This is a genomic window from Streptomyces sp. NPDC002004, from assembly GCF_053593975.1.
Genome location: NZ_JBSFDP010000005.1, coordinates 329679 through 348629, shown reverse-complemented (window position 1 = coordinate 348629; position 18951 = coordinate 329679). Strand labels below are relative to the sequence as shown.

Below are 18951 nucleotides of genomic sequence, written 5' to 3'. Positions count from 1 at the left end.
GAACCACGACCGCGCGCATCGCTCGACCGCGCGAAACGCACAACGGCAGGAAGCGCTCGACGACCGCACGGCACGCACGACCCGCGAACCACCGACCCCGTAACAGCCCCTGACCCCCAGAGAGGACAACCCGCCATGACGACGGGCAGTTCGAGTTCGAACACGAGCGACGCAAGACCGGCCCCCGGCCCGAGCGGCGGCGGGATCAGTACGTTCAAGGGCCAGGAGAGCGCGTTGCGCGCCGGCCGGCTCGGCACGGCGGGACTGCTGCTCTCCGTCCTCGCGGCGACCGCCCCCCTCATGGTCGTCGCGGGTGTCATGCCCACCACATTCGGTGTGATGGGCATCGTCGGGCAGCCGCTGCTCTTCGTCGTGCTCGGCGTGGTGCTGGCCCTGTTCGGCTTCGGCTACGCGGAGATGAGCCGGCACGTCCACAACGCGGGCGCGTTCTACGCGTACATAGCGCGCGGCCTGGGCGGCACCGCGGGCGCGGGCGCGGCACTGGTCGCGCTCGTCGCCTACAGCGCACTTCAGGTCGGCATCTACGGCATCTTCGGCTTCGAGGCCTCCGGCCTCTGCGCCACCTACCTCGACCTCACCGTCGCCTGGTGGATCCCCGCCCTGCTCGCCGTCCTGCTCGTCGGCGCGCTCGGCTGGCTGAAGATCGACGTCAATGCGCGCGTCCTCGGCGTCCTGCTGCTCATCGAGGTCGCCCTCGTCGTCGTCTTCGACATCGCCGCCGTCGCCGACCCCGCCAAGGAGGGCCTGTCCCTCCACGCGTTCAACCCCGACACCCTGACCGGCGCGGGCATCGGCACGGCACTCTGCTTCTGCATCGCCGCCTTCCTCGGCTTCGAACAGGCCCCGGTTTACGCGGAGGAGACCAGTCGCCCGCATGTCGTCGTCGCCCGAGTGATGTTCCTGGCCGTCGGATTCGTCGCCGTCTTCTTCGCCGTCAGCTGCTGGGCGCTCACCATCGCCGCCGGCCCCTCGCACATCGTCGCCGTTGCGCAGAAGCAGAGCGCCGGACTGCTGTTCTTCCTCAGCGACGGCATCCTCGGTGCGACCTTCACCGACGTCCTGCACATCCTGTTCGTGACCGGCATGTTCGCGGCGATGGTCAGCTTCCACAACGTCGTCGCCCGGTACGCCTTCGCCATGGGCAGGGAGGGCCTGCTGCCCTCTGCGTTCGGCCGCACCAACAGCTCCAGCGGCGCGCCCGTCACCGGCTCGCTGCTCCAGACGGTGATCTCCGTGGTGGCCGTCGCCGCCTTCGCCGTCACCGACTCCGGGCCGGCCGGCGACCCGACGGCGCCGGTGCTGCACCTGTTCACCTGGATGGGCAACGTCGGTGCGCTCGGCGTCATCCTGCTCATGGCCGCCGCCTCGCTCGCCGTCATCGTCTTCTTCGTACGCCGCGGCGCCGCCCGCGCCCAGGCCTGGCGGCTCACCGCCTCCGCGCTCGCCGGTCTCGCGCTCCTCGTCATCGCGGGCTACACGGTCAAGGACTTCGACGTGCTGGTCGGCGCGGGGCCCGGCTCGGCACTCAGCTGGGGTCTGCCCGCGGTGATCGCCCTCGCCGCCGTCGGGGGCCTCGTCCAGGGCGCCGTCCTCAAGGCCCGCAGGCCCGATGCGCACGCCCGGATCGGCCTCGGCAACGAGGCCTTCCAACTGGAGAAGGCGGCACGGTCGTCGGAGTGACGCCCGCGCCGCGCCACCGCCGATGTATGACGGAATTCTGACGGACACCCGCGGCCCCTGGTATCGGACGGCCGCGGGTGCTCGAATCGGTGGGTGAACTCCGAACCACCAGATGCACGAGCCGAGCGGCCCGAGCAGCCCGAGCAGCCCGAGCAGCCCGAGGAGCACGGGGCGCCCGTGGGCCGGCGGCTCGTGCTCGGCATGCTCGGCCTCGGCGCCCTGGGCGTGGCGGCCGCGCCCCGGCTCCAGCGGACCCTGGAGTCCTTCCTCGGCGCCGCCTCCGGCAAGGACCCGACCGGCCTCACCGGCCTGCTGCCCAACGGAGGCGGCTTCCGCTACTACTCGGTCGCCGCCTCCGTCCCGCGCCGCTCCGCCGCCGACTACCGTCTGACCGTCGACGGGCTGGTCGACCACCCCGCCACGTACAGCCTCTCGGAGCTGGCCGCGCTGCCGCAGACCCGTATGGTCCGCGATGTGCAGTGCGTCACGGGGTGGCGCGTCCCCGGCACCCCCTTCGAAGGCGTGCGGCTCTCCCGGCTGCTCGACGCCGCGGGGGTGCGCAAAGGTGCGCGCGCCGTCCGCTTCCGGTGCTTCGACGGGGCGTACACCGAGAGCCTGACCCTCGACCAGGCGCGCCGGGACGACGTCCTGGTCGCGCTGCGCATGCAGGACAAGCCCCTGGGCCACGACCACGGCGGCCCCGTGCGTCTGTACGTGGCCCCCATGTACTTCTACAAGTCCGCGAAGTGGCTCTCCGGCATCACGCTCACCGACCGTGTGGAGCCCGGCTTCTGGGAGCGGCGCGGCTACGACGTGGACGCCTGGGTCGGCCGGTCGAACGGACGGGACGATGCCCCCACTGCCTGAAGCCCCCGTGCCCGAAGCCCCCGTGCGGGCCGACCCGTCACGGGTACGCCGCTTCACCCCCGCCCAGCGCCGGGTGCACCGCGCCACGGCCGCCCTGATGGGGCTGTGTGTCGCCACCGCGGCCTGCCTGTACCTTCCCCAGCTCGCCGAACTCGTCGGGCGGCGCCTCCTCGTGGTCACCGTCCACGAGTGGTCCGGTCTGCTGCTCCCCGTCCCCGCCCTGCTGGGTCTGGCGTCCCGGGCCTTCCGGGGCGATCTGCGGCTGCTGAACCGCTTCGGCCCGCACGACCGGGTCTGGCTGCGGGCCGCCGTGCGCCGCGACCGCCGGCCCTCCGCGCGGCCCGCGGGGAAGTTCAACGCCGGGCAGAAGGTCTACGCGGCCTGGATCTCCGGCGCCGTGCTGGTCATGCTCGGAACCGGCTCGATGATGTGGTTCACGCACCTGGCCCCCCTGCTGTGGCGCACCGGGGCCACCTTCGTCCACGACTGGCTCGCTCTGGCCGTCGGCGTCGTCCTCGCCGGGCACATCGGCAAGGCCCTCGGCGATCCGGAGGCACGGCGCGGGCTGCGCAGCGGATGGGTCGACCGGGAGTGGGCGGAACGCGAACACCGGTTGTGGCGCCCGTGACACGACGGCGGCCGGCGCGAACGAGGCGCCGGCCGCCGAGCGGTACGGAGGGAACGGAACGGGCCGTCAGACCACCAGCGAAAGCAGCAGGACCAGGGCGCCCGCCACCACCGAGATGATCGTCTCCATCACCGACCAGCTCTTGACGGTCTGGCCGACGTCGAGCCCGAAGTACTCCTTCACGAGCCAGAAGCCCGCGTCGTTGACGTGGCTGAAGAACAGCGAGCCCGCGCCGATCGCGAGCACCAGCAGAGCGGTGTGCGTCGTCGACAGGTCGGCGGCCAGCGGCGCCACGAGACCGGCGGCCGACACGGTCGCCACGGTCGCCGATCCCGTCGCCAGGCGGATCACCACGGCGATGAGCCAGGCCAGCAGCAGCGCCGGGATCGACCAGCTCTTGGAGATGTCCAGGACCATCTGTCCGACACCGGAGTCGATCAGGGTCTGCTTGAAGCCGCCGCCCGCGCCGACGATCAGCAGCACACCGGCGATCGGGGCCAGGGACTTCTCGACCGTGCGGGAGATGCGCTCCTTGGTGAACCCGGCGGCCCGGCCCAGCGTGAACATCCCCACGACGACTGCGGTCAGCAGGGCGACCAGCGGGGAGCCGATGACGTCGAAGACCCGCTGCACCGTGTGCGTGGGGTCGTCGACGACGATGTCGACCAGTGCCTTCGCCAGCATCAGCACGACCGGCAGCAGCACGGTCGCGAGCGTCGCGCCGAAGCCGGGACGCTTCTCCAGCTCGTCGGACGCGCGCTGCGGCGTCATCTTCTCCGGCACCGGGACGTCCACCCAGCGGGCCGCGTACTTCGAGAACACGGGGCCCGCGACGATCACCGTCGGGATGGCGATCAGCACGCCGAACGCCAGGGTGACGCCGAGGTTGGCCTTCACCGCGTCGATCGCGACCAGCGGGCCGGGGTGCGGCGGAACCAGACCGTGCATCACGGACAGACCGGCCAGCGCGGGAACGCCGATCCGCATCAGCGAGAAGTTGCCGCGCTTGGCGACCATCAGTACGACCGGGATCAGCAGCACGATCCCGACCTCGAAGAACAGCGGCAGACCGATCACGGACGCGATCAGCACCATCGCCCACGGCATGCCGCGCCCGCCCGCCCTGGCCAGGATCGTGTCGACGATCTGGTCGGCGCCGCCCGAGTCGGCCAGCAGTTTGCCGAGGATCGCGCCCAGGGCGATCAGCACGCCCACACCGGCGACCGTGCTGCCGAGCCCCGTGCTGAAGCTCGCTATCGCCTTGTCCAGGGGGGCGCCGGCGACGGCGCCCAGCGTCAGCGAACCGATCGTCAGGGCCAGGAACGCGTGCAGCCTGAACCTGGTGATGAGCAGGACGATGACGGCGATGCCCACGAGGACGGCTATCCCGAGCTGGGCATGACCCGCCGAGGTGATCGGCTCGACGGGGTCCGCTGCCAGCATCTCGACGCTGAGACTGGTCACGGTGTCTTTCCCTTGCAGGTGAGGGGACGGGGGAGGGGTGCGGTGAAGGGCACCGGGCATGGGGGTGCCCGGCGTGTGCAGAGGGGAGCGGGGCCTCAGCCGGTGGGGGCCTCCAGGCCGCGCAGCGCGGCGACGGCCCGGTCGGTGATCTCCTCGGGCCCGCCGGAGACATCGACGGCGACGCCCGGCTCGTCCGGCTCCAGCGGTTGCAGCGTGGCGAACTGCGAGTCCAGCAGCGCCGTCGGCATGAAGTGGTTCTGCCGCCGCGTCATACGGTCCTCGATGAGCTTCCGGTCACCGGTGAGATGGACGAAGACGACACCCGGAGCGGCTGCCCGGAGCCGGTCGCGGTAGCTCCGCTTGAGGGCCGAGCTGCTGACCACCCCACCGAGCCCCGCCCGCCGGTGCGCCCACGCGCCGATGGCGTCCAGCCACGGCCGACGGTCGTCGTCGGTCAGCGGGACCCCGGCCGACATCTTGGCGATGCTGGCCGCGGGGTGGAAGTCGTCGCCCTCGGCGTACGGAACGCCGAGCCGGGCCGCGAGCAGGGGGCCGATCGTGGTCTTGCCGGTCCCTGCCACGCCCATGACCACGACGACATGGGGGGTGCGCTGAGGCTCCATCGTGCTCTCGCTGTCTTCGTCGACATCGTTGTGACACGACACTGAAGCCCATTAGGTCAGACGAATTCAAGAGACTGTGACGCAAAAGTCTGACTTTTTGTTTCCGCAGGTCGCCTCGTACGCTGAGCCCCATGACCACACGGGGCGGGGGCCTGCATGCCCATGTACTGGACACACTCGGGCCCGCGATCACCGCGGGGGAGTACCCGCCGGGCAGCGTGCTGCGCACCGACGAGCTCGCCCAGCGGTTCGAGGTGTCCCGGTCGGTCATGCGGGAGGCCGTCCGCGTACTGGAGTCGATGCACCTGGTGGAGTCCCGCCGCCGCGTCGGCGTCACCGTGCTCCCGGCCGACGAATGGAACGTCTACGACCCGCAGGTCATCCGCTGGCGCCTGGCCGGCGCCGACCGCGCCCGCCAGCTCCGCTCGCTGACCGTGCTCCGCTCGGCCGTCGAACCGGTCGCCGCCGGTCTCGCCGCGCGCCACGCCACCGCCGAGCAGTGCGCCCAACTCACCGAGTGCGCCCTCGGCATGGTCGCCACCTCACGCGGACAGCAGCTGGAGGAGTACCTGATCCACGACGTCGCCTTCCACCGCGTCATCCTCAACGCCTCCGGCAACGAGATGTTCGCCCGGCTCGGCGACGTCGTCGCCGAGGTGCTGGCGGGCCGCACCCACCACCAGGTCATGTTCGAGGACCCCGACCCGGCCGCGGTCACCCTGCACGTCCAGGTCGCCGAGGCGGTCCGGGAGGGCGACGCGGTCCGCGCCGAGGAGCTCACCCGCGAGATCGCTCTGGGCGCCCTGCACGAGCTGGACATCCTCGCGCCCTGAAACGTCCCACCTGAGGCCCCGCAACGGCCGGCGAGGTCCAGCCACTCCGGGCCCGCAGGGTCCGGACGACAGGTGCTAGGCCAGGAAGTCCCCGTCGACGTACACCCACGCGCCGTCCACCCGGGTGAACCTGCTGCGTTCGTCGAGCGCCCCGCCCTCGTACGACGCCCGGAACGTCACCGTGCCGGTGGAGTGGAACGCCGATCCCTCGCTCGTACCGAGGATCTCCAGCCCGGTCCACCGCAGCCCGGGCTCGAACTCGACCGACGCGGGGCGGGTTCCGGGATGCCAGGTGCGCAGCAGATAGGCCTCGTCGCGGACCACGAATGCGCTGTACCGGGACCGCATCAGCGCCTCCGCGGTCACCGCGGCGGCCTCGCCCGTGTGACAGCGCCCGCAGCACTCCCGGTACGCGGATCCGGAGCCGCACGGGCACACGTCGGGGTGCCGGGGAGCAGGGGCGGAGGGGCGGGGCTTGCGTCGGGCCATGGGCCCATTCTGCCGGGCCCGCGACCGGCCGACGGGCACGGTGTGCCCGGAAACGCATCGAGGACCGTGACTGCCGTCACGGTCCTCGTCGATGTGTCCGAGGGGGGACTTGAACCCCCACGCCCGATAAAGGGCACTAGCACCTCAAGCTAGCGCGTCTGCCATTCCGCCACCCGGACCGGTGGTCTGTCGCGGTTTCCCGCGGCGACGTGGAAAACCATAGCAAACATTCGGGGGTGCCTGATCACCCCCACCTTCCGCGGCTCCCGGCGTGAACGGCGTATGACGGGCCGGGACCGCCCTTGGGCGGGCACGGGGTCGGGAGGGAGGATGAGGGGCCAGCAGTGTCGACAGCGGGAGGAGCAAGCGTGAGCGAGTCGAGCGGGTCCGACAGGGCCAGGTCCGTCTCCGGCGAGGACGAGGTCGTCGACCTCTGCCGCGAACTTATCCGGATCGACACCAGCAACTACGGCGACCACTCCGGGCCCGGCGAACGCAAGGCCGCCGAGTACGTCGCAGAGAAGCTCGCCGAGGTCGGGCTCGAACCCGAGATCTTCGAGTCGCACCCGGGGCGCGCCTCGACCGTCGCCCGGATCGAGGGCGAGGACCCGTCGCGGCCCGCGCTGCTCATCCACGGCCACACCGACGTCGTACCGGCCAACGCACAGGACTGGACCCACCACCCGTTCTCCGGCGAGATCGCCGACGGATGTGTGTGGGGGCGCGGCGCCGTCGACATGAAGGACATGGACGCGATGACCCTCGCGGTCGTGCGCGACCGGCTGCGCAGCGGTCGCAAGCCGCCCCGCGACATCGTGCTGGCGTTCCTCGCCGACGAGGAGGCGGGCGGCACGTACGGCGCGCGCCACCTCGTCGACAAGCACCCCGGCCTCTTCGAAGGGGTGACGGAGGCCATCGGCGAGGTCGGCGGGTTCTCCTTCACCGTCAACGAGCAGCTGCGTCTCTACCTGGTCGAGACCGCCCAGAAGGGCATGCACTGGATGCGGCTCACCGTCGAGGGCACGGCGGGCCACGGCTCGATGACGAACAACGACAACGCGATCACCGAACTGTGCGAGGCGGTCGGGCGGCTGGGCCGGCACACCTGGCCCGTGCGGGTCACCAAGACCGTGCGGTCGTTCCTCGACGAGCTCTCGGACGCGCTCGGCACCCCCCTCGACCCCGAGGACATGGAGACCACGCTGGCGAAGCTCGGCGGCATCGCCAAGATGGTCGGCGCGACGCTGCGCAACTCCGCGGCGCCCACCATGCTCGGCGCCGGCTACAAGGTCAACGTGATCCCCGGCGAGGCCACGGCGCACGTCGACGGGCGGTTCCTGCCGGGCTACGAGGAGGAGTTCCTCGCCGACCTCGACCGGATCCTCGGCCCTCGCGTCAGGCGTGAGGACGTGCACTCCGACAAGGCGCTGGAGACCAGCTTCGAAGGCGACCTCGTGGATGCCATGCAGACGGCGCTGCGCGCCGAGGACCCCATCGCCCGCGCCGTCCCGTACATGCTCTCCGGCGGTACGGACGCCAAGTCCTTCGACGACCTCGGCATCCGCTGCTTCGGCTTCGCGCCGCTCAAGCTGCCGCCGGAGCTGGACTTCGCGGGGATGTTCCACGGAGTCGACGAGCGGGTCCCGGTGGACGGCCTGAAGTTCGGCGTCCGGGTGCTGGACCGGTTCATCGACGCGTCCTGACGGCCGGCCGGCCGCCCGCCGGCCCCGCCCGCAGAGCGGGGCGCTTGCACACTGCCCGGAGAGGCGGCCCCACCGGATCGGATTCCGGTGGGGCCGCCTCCGTGCGTTCGGACCGATGCGCCGACGACCGGGCGTGCTGGACCGAAACACCGATAATCGCCTGCGTGTACGGAGTTGACTGAGAAGAGTGAATGCGACCATAAGCTCGTAGCTCCATTACTCCCTCCTCGTTACAGGTGGTGCGGTCCGCGGCTTGGGACCGCATTGCCAACAAGGAGGAACAATGCTCAAGAAGGTCGTCGCTGCTGCGGCTGCCACCGGTGGTCTCGTTCTCGCGGGCGCGGGCCTCGCCGCCGCCGATGCCGGTGCCCAGGGTGCGGCTGTGCACTCCCCGGGTGTCCTGTCCGGCAACGTCGTCCAGGCGCCGATCCACGTGCCGGTGAACGTCTGCGGGAACACCGTCTCCGTGATCGGGCTGCTGAACCCCGCCTTCGGCAACACCTGCGTCAACCACTGACGTCGTGCCTCACCCCATAAGGGTCTGAGTCCTGGGCCCCGGAGTGCGTGCCATGCATTCCGGGGCCGATTGGGCATTCCGTGCACGCGCAAGGAGGCGCGTGTGCATTCCGGTAGGAACAAGGCAGGGAAAAGCTATGCGACAGGTCACGCGCAAAGGCCTGATCACCGTGGCGGCCGCGACCGGCGTACTCGCCGTCACCGGCGGCTACGCTCACGCCGACTCGGGCGCCCAGGGCGCCACTTCGGACTCGCCCGGCGTTCTGTCGGGGAACACCGTCCAGGTCCCGGTGCACATTCCGGTCAATCTGTGCGGCAACACCGTCAACGTCATCGGGGTGCTGAACCCGGCCGTGGGCAACCGCTGCGCCAACACGTCGCACAGCGGCAGCACCACGCCGTCCCGGGGCGGCGGGTCGCACGCGGGCGGCCACACCGGCGACTCGCCGGGTGTCGGCTCCGGCAACCACGTCCAGGTGCCCGTCGACGTGCCGGTCAACGTCTGCGGCAACAGCGTCACCGTCGGAGGCCTCGGCAACACGGCCACGGGCGACCGGTGCGACAACGGCGGAACCCCGAGCACGCCGCCCGACCGCCACGTCCCGACGAAGCCGCCCACCACGCCCCAGCACCCGGGTCACCCGACCACCCCGGGCGGGCACACCCCGGGCGGGCACACCCCCGGCGGACACACCCCGGGCCACCCGAACCAGCCGGGGAACCCGAACCAGCCGGGAAACCCCAACAACCCGGGCACCCAGGTCGTCGCCCCGCCGCAGCAGACGGCCCAGCTCGCCGAGACCGGCAGCTCCCTGCCGCTGGGCACGATCCTGCCCGTCGGCGCCGGTGCGCTGCTCGGCGGCGTGATCCTCTACCGCAGGGCACGAGCGGCCGCGTAGTCGGCGTCCGGCGTGCACGGCCGTATCGGCAGAAACAGATCGGGCTCCGCACCGTGCGGAGCCCGATCTGTTCCGTCAGCGGCCCGTGGTCGGCGGACCGTCGTCAATGATTGATGGACCGTGGTCGGCGGTCGATGGTCTGCGATCCCCCGGGCGGGTGCGTTCCGGAGTTCTCTTTTCGGTCTGTCTCCGGGCGTGGTCCCGTGCTCCCGGCGTCGGCTCCTGCGTCCCCGTGGTCACATACGGCTCCCGCGACACATGCGCCTCAGTTCACCACGTGGCGCGCGCCTGGCGGATGATCCGTCGGCGCAGCCGCACCCTGCGGCTGCCGTCGGGATCCAGTCTGAGGCGGTCCAACTCCCAGTGTCCGTACTCCGCATGGTCCGTCAGCAGGCGGGTGGTCTCCTTGCGGGAGACTCCGCGCGGGACATACACGTCGACAAATTCGTATTCCGGCATCGCATCTATTGTGCGGGCACCGGCCCGGTACGGATAGCGTCTGCAGTATGTCTGATGCTGCGCAGCCCACCGCTGCCGAGGTACGCGCCGCCGCCGAGGCGGTCAAGACCGCGCTCGACCGACACCTGGCCGCGGTCGAGCGGAGGTCGGGCGAGGACGATCCGGCCGTCTACGAGGCGTTCAACGAGCTGGCCGCCGCGGCAGAGGAGTACGACGAGCTCCTCTACGACCGCTACGACGAGGTCACCCCCTTCGAGATCCCCGGCACGGAGGAGAGCCTGCCCCCGTACGCGGGACCCGAGGAGCCGAACGCGCTGAGCGTGCTGATCCGCCGGGACTACGCGGTGCTGGAGCCACAGCGTCTGATGGCCCAGGCCCGGCGGGTCGAGGCCGCCGAGGAGGAGAACGGAACCCAGGGCGAGGAGTCGGCCTCCGACACCGTCCACGGGGCCCTCAGCATCCTCTTCGGGGAGTTCGAGCCGGACGAGATCGCCAGCCGGGCCAAGGAGTTCGGTCTGGAGGAGGGCGATTCCACGCTGTGGGTGACCGCGGCCGACGAGCCCGCCGACCCCGGTGAATGGCTCGACGCCCCCTTCGACCAGGCCGACCCCGAACACGTCGTCTGCCGCTTCGACGTCAGCGCGGTCTTCGACGACGAGTCGGAGCACGACTCCGACGGTGAGTACGACGAGCCCGAGGAGGGCCAGGACCCGGAACGCCTGGAGGCGGACCGCTGAGCGGCCCTGCCGGTGCCCCTTGCCGTGGGACCCGGTTCCCTGCGGGACACCGGGCCTCGCGCGGGGCGGTGGCGGGGCACGCCCGTAGTGGGGGGGGCGACGGCGCCCCGGGTGCCGGGTGCGGCGCCATGCGCCTGGTGCCGGGCCGGGCCCGTGTCCAGCCCGGCCTACGACAATCCTGTCCGCTCCGGTTCGGCTCGCTCCGGCTCGGTCCGGTTGGGCTCGCTCCGGTTGGGCTCGCTCCGACTCGGCCCGCTCCGGTCGGTCCGGCCCGGTTCCGTTGTATCGGCCGCCGCGTCCGGCCGCCGCGTGTCCGGCCGGGGACCCGCCGGCCGGCGAGCCCACGGCCCGTCCCCTACTGCGCCCCCGGCACCTGGGCGCGCACCAGCCCCGGCAGTCTTGTGGTCCGCGGCTTCGGCGGGACCTCGGCCACCGCGTGACCCAGAGCCTGCTCCACACCGTGCACCACGGACAGATGCCGCTCGCCCCGGCCGAATGCCGTGTAGACCCACGACCGGGTCAGCGCCTGCGCCGCGTCGCCCGGCAGCACGACCACCACGGCGGGCCAGCGCCGCCCCACCGCCTGATGCGCGGTGAGCGCCCACCCGTGTCGCACGCACTGCTCGACCCGTTCCTTCGGGACGACGACGGGCGCGCCCTCGCAGTCCAGGTGGAGCCCGTCCGCGTCGGCCTTCACCACGCGGCCGAGAACGCTGCGCCCCGGTACCGGCGTGTACGCGATCCGGTCGTCCGGGTCGAAGCCGCCGAACCGGCCGGGGCCGGGATTCAGCCGCTCCTTCAGCGCGACGTTCAGCGCGCGGGTGCCCGCGGCTCCGCCGTGGCCCGGCGTGATCACCCGGGTCTGCTCCGGCGGCACTCCGATCGCCCTCGGCACCGAGTCGGCGACCAGCTGCACCGCGCGGTGGACCGCCTCGCCGGCGTCGCGCACGGGGACGATCACAACCTCCTTGCCGGGGGCCTTGACCTGCCCGAGTTCCCCGATGCCGATGCCGGAGACCAGCTCCCCGATCGGACCCGGGTCGGGCGTGCGGGACACGATCTGCGGGCAGACCCGGGCCGCGAGCAGGTCCGCGAAGACCCGGCCGGGGCCCGCGGACCACAGCACACCGGGGTCACCGCTCAGCACGAGCCGGGCACCGTCGGGAAGCGACTCGACCAGCATCGCCGCGTTCTCGACGTCCAGCTGCGGGGCGTCGAGCAGGACGAGCAGGTCGAGGTCCAGGGCGCCCTCGGCGTCTCGGCCGGGCCCTTCGCCGGCGAGCAGTCCGGGGACGGTCACCACGGCGTCGCCCGGGTCGCCCGGGGTCGCCCCGGCCGCCGCCGCGACCAGGTCCGCGAAGCGCCGGCGGCCGTCGGCGGTGTGCGCGGCGGCGCAGACGCGCAGGCCCAGCGAGCGGGCCGCGACGAGCAGGGCGGCCGGCTCGGAGGCGGCGGCCTCGCCCCCGGTGTGCAGCACGAGGCCGTGCCCGGCGACCGCATGGATCAGCTCCGCCGCGGAGCGGGGCGCGGACCGGGCCGCAGACTCCCATGCGGCCATGTCGGAACCGTCCGCCTTCGGCAGCGAGTTCACGATTCTCGCCAGGCCGTCCGCGAGGCTCTCCTCGGCGAGTGCGCAGCGCTCCAGGCCGATCAGGACACGCACCGGCCGCTCGGCCTCCGCGTCCTCGGACGCTTCGGCCGCCGTCGCGGACCCGCCGTCCTCCAGGGCGTCCTGGAAGACGAGCACGTCTCCCTCGGTGATGGCGCTCTGCACGGCCGCATCGGGGTCGGGCACCGAACGCTGCGCGAGTGCGGTGGCGAGCGCGGGCGCGCCGAGCGCGGTGTGACCGGCGAGCGCGGCCTGTTCCAGGAGCCAGACGGCGATCGCGCGGCCCCGGCGCTCGTCGTCCGGGCGGCACTCCGCCCCCAGCAACGCCCGCGCGAACCCGTCGGCCTGCTCGGGCCTGACCCCGCCGACCCGCAGTACCTGCCAGGGGTCCGCGCGGAGCGCCGCCTCGGCGTCCTCGCCGAGCACCGCCGCGGCCTGCGGTGCGAGCGCGGTGGGTGCGCCGCCCTCGCCGAGCACCGCCCGCACGGCATCCACGGTCTCCGGTGCGGGGCCCGTCCGGGCCGCCGCCACGTCGGGCGCGGGCCGCCGCTCGGGAGGGGGTGCGGGCCGCCGCCGCTCCGGCTCCGGCTCGCGGAAGGCACCGGCCACGGGGCGCTCACCGCTCTCCACGGCGCGCACGGCGGCCAGCAGATCGGCCGCCGTCCCGCTCAGTTTGCCGCCGCTGTGGATCGGCTCCTTCTTCTCCGCCTTGCGCTGCTCGATCCGCTCCCGCAGCTCCCGCTGAGCGGCCAGCTCGGCCTGCGCCTCGGACAGCTCCTCGGCCTCGGACACATCGGAGCCCTTGCCGTCCCCGTCGCTGCCGACGATCCCGTCCGCTCCGCCGGACCCGCCGTCCCCGGCGGCGTCCCCGTCCGACTGCGCGGCGCCGGAGTCCTGGTCCCGAACGCCGCCCCCGGTGTCGCCGTCGTGCCCACCGAGGCCGTCGGCGGCCTGTCCGGCGCCGCCCTCCTGGACCCCGGCACCGGTCTCCGCATCGCTGTCGGTGGCCGTCGGCGAGCCGTCGGCCTCGAACTCGGCGCCCTCGGCCCCTTCCGCGCTCGCGGCGCGGCCCGTGGCCTTCGGATCCGTACTCACAGCGTGCTCCAGTCCTGGTCGGGATAGCGGTGCAGGGGCGCCGAGACATCGTCCAGCGCCCGGCAGATCTCGTCAGGAAGACTAAGCGTCTCCACTGACAGTGCCGCCGTGAGCTGCTGCGCCGTGCGGGCACCGACGATGGGGGCGGCCACGCCGGGGCGGTCGCGTACCCAGGCGAGGGCGACCTGGAGGGGGGTGGCCGCCAGCCCGTCGGCCGCGGTGGCCACCGCGTCGACGATGCGGCTCGCGGCGTCGTCCAGGTACGGCGCGACGAAGGGCGCCAGGTGCTCGGACGCGCCGCGCGAATCGGCGGGTGTCGCGTGCCGGTACTTGCCCGTCAGCACCCCTCTGCCGAGCGGCGAGGACGGCAGCAGCCCCACGCCGAGGTCCAGCGCGGCAGGCAGCACCTCCCGCTCGACGCCGCGCTGGAGCAGCGAGTACTCCATCTGCGTACTGGCCAGGCGGACCCGCCCGGCGGGCCCCGCGAGCTGCCAGGTCGCCGCCTTCGCGAGCTGCCAGCCGCAGAAGTTGGACACGCCCGCGTACCGTGCGCGCCCGCTGGTGACGGCGATGTCGAGGGCCTGGAGGGTCTCCTCCAGAGGGGTCTCGGGGTCGAACGCGTGCACCTGCCACAGGTCGACGTAGTCGGTGTTCAGCCGGCCCAGCGAAGCGTCGAGCGCGCTCAGCAGATGCCCGCGCGACCCGTCGAACCGCCGCTCCGGGTCGGGGACACTGCCCGCCTTCGTGGCGATGACCAGGTCCCGTCGCGGCACCAGCCCGTCGACCAGCTGCCCGAGCAGGTACTCGGCCTCGCCGTCGCCGTACACATCGGCCGTGTCGACGAGTGTGCCGCCCGCCTCCCAGAAGGCCTTCAACAGGTCCGCGGCGTCGTTCTCGTCGGTGTCCCGCCCCCAGGTGAGGGTGCCGAGCCCGATGCGGGACACACGCAGGCCCGTACGGCCGAGATGCCTCTGCTCCATGGGCTGTGAGATTACTGGCCGGGCGTCGTCGCGTGGGGGCCTGTGGACAACCTGTCGCCGCCCCGTTCCTGACGCATCCCCGGCCCGCGCGCTAGAGTCCCCGCCTACAGGGACGTTACTGATCAGTAAGGGGATCGGCCATGCAGCTCGGGATCAACCTCGGCTACTGGGGCGCCGGGATGGACGCGGACAATCTCGCCGTGGCCCAGGAGGCCGACCGGCTCGGCTACGCGGTCTGCTGGGCCGCCGAGGCCTACGGCTCCGACGCGCCCACCGTGCTCGCCTTCGTCGCCGCGCAGACCGAGCGCATCGACATCGGTTCGGCGATCATGCAGATCCCGGCGCGCCAGCCCGCCATGACGGCCATGACCGCCGCGACCCTCGACTCGCTCTCCGGCGGCCGTTTCCGGCTCGGCCTCGGCGTCTCCGGCCCGCAGGTCTCCGAGGGCTGGTACGGAGTGAAGTTCGACAAGCCGCTCGCCCGCACCCGCGAGTACGTCGAGATCGTGCGGAAGGCGATGACGCGCGAGCGCCTGTCGTACGAGGGCGAGCACTGGACGCTGCCGCTGCCGGGCGGCCCGGGCAAGCCGATCAAGCTGACCGTGCACCCGGAGCGCGAGCACATCCCGCTGTACATCGCGGCGATCGGCCCGAAGAACCTGGAGCAGACCGGCGAGATCGCCGACGGCGCCCTGCTGATCTTCCCGGCCGCCGAGCACCTGGAGGAGACTGCGATCCGGCACATCCGCGCCGGACGCGAGAAGGCCGGGAAGACCATGGAGGGCTTCGACGTCGTCCCGACGCTGCCGCTCGCCGTCGGCGCCGACAAGGACGTGACGGCCCTGGCCGACATGTTCCGCCCGTACACGGCGCTGTACGTGGGCGGCATGGGCAGCCGCAAGCAGAACTTCTACAACCAGCTGGCCCAGCGCATGGGATACGAGCAGGAGGCCGCCGAGATCCAGGACAAGTACCTGGGCGGCGACAAGCAGGGGGCGGCCGCGGCCGTTCCGCACCAGCTCATCGACTCGACGACCCTGCTCGGTTCGGTCGAGCGCATCGCCGACCGGATGAAGGCCTACGCGGCGGCCGGCGTCACCACGCTCACGCTGGCACCCGCGGGCTTCACGCTCGACGAGCGGATCGCCTCGCTCCGGGCGGGCGCCGAGGCGCTGGAACTGGCCGGGCTGGCGTAACGCACCCCGCCTTCCCGCGACCGGGCGGGGAGCGGAGGTTCTCGCGGCCGTGGTGGGGGCTCGGGGGTCTTCCCCGCCACGGCCGTCAGCGGGAACAACGCGCCACCGCCCGCTCGGTTACGCGCGCCTGCCGCACGCGCCGTCCTCCGTTCGGCCGAGGTGCGCCAGGACTGCTGTTGCCGCCGCCCCGACGCCGCACTTGACTCGTCATCTGAGTCGTCCTGTGCGGGACCGTGCATGGAGGTGCCAGTGATGCTGTCCGTGAAGAGCCTGTTCCAGGAGATCCTCGACGACGACGGCTCGTTCCGGCTGTTCTGCTCCATCGCGGCAGGCGGGGAGGCCCAGGGCGGGTGGGAGAACGGACGGATCGCGGCGCTCGTCCCGGCGGCCGAGCGCGACCTCGCGCCGAAGATCGCACGGCACGGCGCCGACGAGGACAAGCACGGACGCATCTTCCACGCCCTGCTCAGACGGCGCGGACTCACCCCCGTCGAGATCCCCCCGGAGACGGACTACACGATGCTCCTGGAGCACCACGGCATCGGCCTGGCCCACGAGCGGCTGCGCCGGGACGAACCGCTCGCCGTGCGGGACATCGTCGTCTACCTCGCGCACAGCCGGGTCACCGAGCAGCGCGCGGCCGAGCAGATGGAGCTGCTGCGCCGGTACTTCGCCGACCACCCCGACATCGGCCGCGCGGTCCGGATGATCTCCGACGACGAGGACAACCACCTCGCCTACTGCCACGAGGAGTTGCTGCGCTTCGCACACGCGGGCTACGGCCGCGCGATCCAGCAGGTCCTGCGCGAGAGCGCGCTCGCGGAGATCCGCATCCACCGCGACGTGAGCCTCGCCGTCATGGGGCACATGGCCCGCATCCTCGGCTGGCCGCGGATCAAGTCCGCGGTGCTCGCGGCGGGCATCCACGCCCAGTACCTCTACGAGCGCCTCGTCGGCTGGCGGCGCATGGTCACGCTGCGGATGCCGGAGCACCGCGACGCACTCGGCGGTCCCGCGACCCCGGCCCCTGAGTTCGCCCAGCCCTGAACCGCCCCGGCCGGCCGTTCACCGGTCGTCCCGCGCCTTCACGGGCCGCCCCGGCCCGGCCCCCGCCCCGGAATCCCGAGCGCGCCCCGCCGGGGTCCGGACCCGGGGCCGCGCCCCCTACAACCAGCCGCGTCGCTTGAAGAGCCGGTGCAGAAAGATCTCCAGCGCCACCATCAGCGTGATGACCGCCGGATACCCCCACACCCAGTGCAGCTCCGGCATGTCGTCGAAGTTCATGCCGTAGATGCCGGCGATCAGCGTGGGCACCGCTGCCATCGCCGCCCAGGCGGAGATCTTCCGCATGTCGTCGTTCTGCCGCACGCCCATCTGCGCCAGATGCGCGGACAGGATGTCCGACACGAGCCGGTCCAGGCCCTCCACGGACTCGTTCACGCGTGTCAGGTGGTCGTTGACGTCACGCAGGAAGGGCTGCGCGGACCTCTCCACGTACGGCACGGCGGCCGAGAAGATCCCCGCACCGGACAGCCGGATGAGCGGCACGCTCAGCGGGCCCGTCGCCCGCCGGAATTCGAGGATCTGGCGCTTGAAGTTGTAGATCCGTGAGGCCGTGTTGCGGGAGTCCCCGCCGCTCGGCGAGAAGACCTCCGCCTCCAGCTCCTCCAGGTCGGTCTGGAGCTCCGCCGCGACCTCCAGATAGTTGTCAACCGTGGCGTCGGCGATCGAGTACAGCACCGCCGTCGGGCCGTGTTTGAGCACCTCGGACTCGTGCTCCAGACGCTTGCGCACGAGCCCGAGCGGCGACTCCTCGCCATGGCGCACCGTCACGACGAAGGAGTCGCCCATGAAGATCATGATCTCGCCGGACGAGACGGTGTCGCTCTCGGGCTCGTACGTCACGGGCTTGAGCACCATGAACAACGAGTCGTCGTACACCTCCAGCTTCGGCCGCTGATGCGCGTTGAGGGCGTCCTCCACCGCCAGCGGGTGGAGCCCGAAGGACCCCGCGACCCGGTCGAACTCGTCCTCCGCCGGCTCGTAGAGGCCGATCCAGACGAAGGCGTCGCCCTCGGCGCGCGCCTGGGCGAGGGCCTCGCCGAAGTCCTCGGGGCCCTCGGTCCGGTGCCCGCCCCGGTAGATGCCGCAGTCCACGATCATGGGGCGACTTCTTCCCGGTCGGCTCCCGGGGCACACCCGGTCGGCGGAGGCACTGTCGCACTGCTGTTCACGCTCCCCAACGTACCGGCAGGGTTCTCCGCCCGTACCGGTATCGGATCCGGACCGTACCGGCGGGCAACTAGGCTGGCGGCCATGCCCACCCTGATCCTCGTCCGGCACGGACGGTCCACCGCGAACACAGCGGGCGTGCTCGCCGGGTGGACGCCCGGCGTCGCCCTCGACGAACGGGGCGCCGCCCAGGCCGCCGCGCTGCCCGGACGGCTCGCGGACATCCCCATCGCCACCGCGGTCACCAGCCCTCTGCAGCGCTGCCGGGACACCCTCGCCCCGCTGATCGCCGCCCGCCCCGGTCTGGAACTGCACACCGAGGACCGCATCGGCGAGTGCCACTACGGCGACTGGTCCGGCCGCAAGCTCGCCGAGCTCAAGGACGAGCCGCTGATGGAGGTCGTCCAGGCGCATCCGTCGGCCGCGGCGTTCCCCGGCGGCGAGTCCATGCGGGCCATGGCGGCCCGGGCCGCCGAAGCGGTGCGCGAGTGGAACGCGCGCGTACGGGCCGACTTCGGCGAGGACGCCACCTACCTGATGTGCTCCCACGGAGACATCATCAAGTCCCTCGTCGCGGACGCGCTGGGCCTGCACCTCGACCTGTTCCAGCGCATCTCCGTCGAACCCTGCTCGGTCACGGTCATCCGCTACACACGGCTGCGCCCGTTCCTCGTACGCCTCGGGGACACCGGAGACTTCGCTTCGCTGGTGCCGCGCGAGAACCCTGCCGACAATGACGCCACACGGGAGGGCGACGCCGCCGTCGGGGGCGGTGCGGGCGCACCGTGATCGTCGTCCGCAGTAGGGTGAAGCGGTCGGAGTAGCCCACAAGTAGCCCACGAGTTCCCAGCAGCGCCAAGCAGCACGGTTCACAGCAGCCGTCGCCGTCGATCCCCTCTCGATTCCAATGGAGACAGGAC

General features: G+C 72.2%; 18 protein-coding genes and 1 tRNA gene. 11 read left to right on the top strand and 8 right to left on the bottom strand.

The window, feature by feature from the left end:
• The first annotated feature begins 135 nt into the window (after window positions 1-135).
• The 3 genes from ACWCP6_RS11885 (at window position 136) to ACWCP6_RS11875 (ending at window position 3196) form a co-directional block, all read left to right on the top strand.
• On the top strand, window positions 136-1701 hold the full coding sequence (locus ACWCP6_RS11885) for an APC family permease (RefSeq protein ID WP_450932235.1): 1566 nt from the start codon (window positions 136-138) through the stop codon (window positions 1699-1701).
• A 93-nt stretch (window positions 1702-1794) separates the two neighbouring features.
• Window positions 1795-2568, top strand: coding sequence for a molybdopterin-dependent oxidoreductase (locus ACWCP6_RS11880; RefSeq protein ID WP_450932234.1), 774 nt, complete (start codon window positions 1795-1797; stop codon window positions 2566-2568).
• Window positions 2552-3196: a cytochrome b/b6 domain-containing protein gene (locus tag ACWCP6_RS11875; protein WP_450932233.1), complete on the top strand. Its 645-nt coding sequence runs from the start codon at window positions 2552-2554 to the stop codon at window positions 3194-3196. The genes ACWCP6_RS11880 and ACWCP6_RS11875 overlap by 17 nt, the downstream gene beginning before the upstream one ends.
• Window positions 3197-3262: 66 nt before the next feature.
• Here ACWCP6_RS11875 and ACWCP6_RS11870 read toward each other — a convergent pair whose 3' ends face one another.
• On the bottom strand, window positions 3263-4660 hold the full coding sequence (locus ACWCP6_RS11870; RefSeq protein ID WP_450932232.1) for a GntT/GntP/DsdX family permease: 1398 nt from the start codon (window positions 4658-4660) through the stop codon (window positions 3263-3265).
• A 95-nt stretch (window positions 4661-4755) separates the two neighbouring features.
• Complete coding sequence (locus tag ACWCP6_RS11865) at window positions 4756-5283, bottom strand: gluconokinase (RefSeq protein WP_450932231.1); 528 nt, start codon at window positions 5281-5283, stop codon at window positions 4756-4758.
• 131 nt (window positions 5284-5414) lie between these two features.
• Here ACWCP6_RS11865 and ACWCP6_RS11860 point away from each other — a divergent pair, with 131 nt between their 5' ends.
• Window positions 5415-6116, top strand: coding sequence for a FadR/GntR family transcriptional regulator (locus ACWCP6_RS11860; RefSeq protein WP_450932230.1), 702 nt, complete (start codon window positions 5415-5417; stop codon window positions 6114-6116).
• A 75-nt stretch (window positions 6117-6191) separates the two neighbouring features.
• On the opposite strand, the gene ACWCP6_RS11855 is transcribed toward ACWCP6_RS11860, so the two are convergent.
• Together ACWCP6_RS11855 and ACWCP6_RS11850 are read right to left on the bottom strand one after the other, a co-directional pair.
• Complete coding sequence (locus tag ACWCP6_RS11855) at window positions 6192-6605, bottom strand: YchJ family protein (RefSeq protein ID WP_450932229.1); 414 nt, start codon at window positions 6603-6605, stop codon at window positions 6192-6194.
• Window positions 6606-6699: 94 nt separating this feature from the next.
• Window positions 6700-6784, bottom strand: a tRNA-Leu gene (locus ACWCP6_RS11850).
• A 189-nt stretch (window positions 6785-6973) separates the two neighbouring features.
• Between ACWCP6_RS11850 and ACWCP6_RS11845 the strand changes: the two genes are divergently transcribed.
• The 3 genes from ACWCP6_RS11845 to ACWCP6_RS11835 all read left to right on the top strand — a co-directional run bounded on the left by ACWCP6_RS11845 (window position 6974) and on the right by ACWCP6_RS11835 (window position 9723).
• Window positions 6974-8308, top strand: coding sequence for a M20/M25/M40 family metallo-hydrolase (locus ACWCP6_RS11845; RefSeq protein ID WP_450932228.1), 1335 nt, complete (start codon window positions 6974-6976; stop codon window positions 8306-8308).
• Window positions 8309-8591: 283 nt separating this feature from the next.
• A complete protein-coding gene (chpH, locus tag ACWCP6_RS11840) occupies window positions 8592-8825 on the top strand; it encodes a chaplin ChpH (protein ID WP_450932227.1) in 234 nt (77 codons plus the stop codon).
• Between the two features lie 136 nt (window positions 8826-8961).
• Window positions 8962-9723: a chaplin gene (locus ACWCP6_RS11835; RefSeq protein WP_450932226.1), complete on the top strand. Its 762-nt coding sequence runs from the start codon at window positions 8962-8964 to the stop codon at window positions 9721-9723.
• Window positions 9724-9993: 270 nt separating this feature from the next.
• Here ACWCP6_RS11835 and ACWCP6_RS11830 read toward each other — a convergent pair whose 3' ends face one another.
• Window positions 9994-10182: a DUF5703 family protein gene (locus ACWCP6_RS11830; RefSeq protein ID WP_450932225.1), complete on the bottom strand. Its 189-nt coding sequence runs from the start codon at window positions 10180-10182 to the stop codon at window positions 9994-9996.
• 47 nt (window positions 10183-10229) lie between these two features.
• Between ACWCP6_RS11830 and ACWCP6_RS11825 the strand changes: the two genes are divergently transcribed.
• Entirely contained in the window at window positions 10230-10919 is a 690-nt protein-coding gene (locus ACWCP6_RS11825) for a hypothetical protein (RefSeq protein ID WP_450932224.1), read from the top strand.
• Window positions 10920-11274: 355 nt separating this feature from the next.
• On the opposite strand, the gene ACWCP6_RS11820 is transcribed toward ACWCP6_RS11825, so the two are convergent.
• Together ACWCP6_RS11820 and ACWCP6_RS11815 are read right to left on the bottom strand one after the other, a co-directional pair.
• Window positions 11275-13623 (bottom strand): helix-hairpin-helix domain-containing protein, encoded by a 2349-nt coding sequence (locus tag ACWCP6_RS11820; RefSeq protein WP_450932223.1) that lies wholly within the window; start codon window positions 13621-13623, stop codon window positions 11275-11277.
• Entirely contained in the window at window positions 13620-14603 is a 984-nt protein-coding gene (locus tag ACWCP6_RS11815) for an aldo/keto reductase (RefSeq protein WP_450932222.1), read from the bottom strand. Before ACWCP6_RS11815 ends, ACWCP6_RS11820 begins: the two co-directional genes overlap by 4 nt.
• Before the next feature lie 140 nt (window positions 14604-14743).
• On the opposite strand from ACWCP6_RS11815, the gene ACWCP6_RS11810 reads away from it, so the two are divergent.
• Window positions 14744-15799, top strand: a complete 1056-nt coding sequence (locus tag ACWCP6_RS11810; RefSeq protein WP_450932221.1) for an LLM class F420-dependent oxidoreductase — start codon at window positions 14744-14746, stop codon at window positions 15797-15799.
• Window positions 15800-16051: 252 nt separating this feature from the next.
• On the top strand, window positions 16052-16846 hold the full coding sequence (locus tag ACWCP6_RS11805) for a ferritin-like domain-containing protein (RefSeq protein WP_450932220.1): 795 nt from the start codon (window positions 16052-16054) through the stop codon (window positions 16844-16846).
• Window positions 16847-16963: 117 nt separating this feature from the next.
• Here the strand turns inward: ACWCP6_RS11805 and corA are convergent, their stop codons facing one another.
• Window positions 16964-17962 (bottom strand): magnesium/cobalt transporter CorA, encoded by a 999-nt coding sequence (gene corA, locus ACWCP6_RS11800; protein ID WP_450932219.1) that lies wholly within the window; start codon window positions 17960-17962, stop codon window positions 16964-16966.
• 153 nt (window positions 17963-18115) lie between these two features.
• On the opposite strand from corA, the gene ACWCP6_RS11795 reads away from it, so the two are divergent.
• Window positions 18116-18820 (top strand): MSMEG_4193 family putative phosphomutase, encoded by a 705-nt coding sequence (locus ACWCP6_RS11795; RefSeq protein ID WP_450932218.1) that lies wholly within the window; start codon window positions 18116-18118, stop codon window positions 18818-18820.
• Window positions 18821-18951 lie beyond the last annotated feature (131 nt).

Coding starts and splice junctions, on each gene's coding strand:
- ACWCP6_RS11805 (WP_450932220.1), top strand. CDS start 16,052: ATGCTGTCCGTGAAGAGCCTGTTCCAGGAGATCCTCGACGACGACGGC.
- corA (WP_450932219.1), bottom strand. CDS start 17,962: ATGATCGTGGACTGCGGCATCTACCGGGGCGGGCACCGGACCGAGGGC.
- ACWCP6_RS11825 (WP_450932224.1), top strand. CDS start 10,230: ATGTCTGATGCTGCGCAGCCCACCGCTGCCGAGGTACGCGCCGCCGCC.
- ACWCP6_RS11875 (WP_450932233.1), top strand. CDS start 2,552: ATGCCCCCACTGCCTGAAGCCCCCGTGCCCGAAGCCCCCGTGCGGGCC.
- ACWCP6_RS11810 (WP_450932221.1), top strand. CDS start 14,744: ATGCAGCTCGGGATCAACCTCGGCTACTGGGGCGCCGGGATGGACGCG.
- ACWCP6_RS11815 (WP_450932222.1), bottom strand. CDS start 14,603: ATGGAGCAGAGGCATCTCGGCCGTACGGGCCTGCGTGTGTCCCGCATC.
- ACWCP6_RS11795 (WP_450932218.1), top strand. CDS start 18,116: ATGCCCACCCTGATCCTCGTCCGGCACGGACGGTCCACCGCGAACACA.
- ACWCP6_RS11860 (WP_450932230.1), top strand. CDS start 5,415: ATGACCACACGGGGCGGGGGCCTGCATGCCCATGTACTGGACACACTC.
- ACWCP6_RS11855 (WP_450932229.1), bottom strand. CDS start 6,605: ATGGCCCGACGCAAGCCCCGCCCCTCCGCCCCTGCTCCCCGGCACCCC.
- ACWCP6_RS11885 (WP_450932235.1), top strand. CDS start 136: ATGACGACGGGCAGTTCGAGTTCGAACACGAGCGACGCAAGACCGGCC.
- chpH (WP_450932227.1), top strand. CDS start 8,592: ATGCTCAAGAAGGTCGTCGCTGCTGCGGCTGCCACCGGTGGTCTCGTT.
- ACWCP6_RS11865 (WP_450932231.1), bottom strand. CDS start 5,283: ATGGAGCCTCAGCGCACCCCCCATGTCGTCGTGGTCATGGGCGTGGCA.
- ACWCP6_RS11835 (WP_450932226.1), top strand. CDS start 8,962: ATGCGACAGGTCACGCGCAAAGGCCTGATCACCGTGGCGGCCGCGACC.
- ACWCP6_RS11830 (WP_450932225.1), bottom strand. CDS start 10,182: ATGCCGGAATACGAATTTGTCGACGTGTATGTCCCGCGCGGAGTCTCC.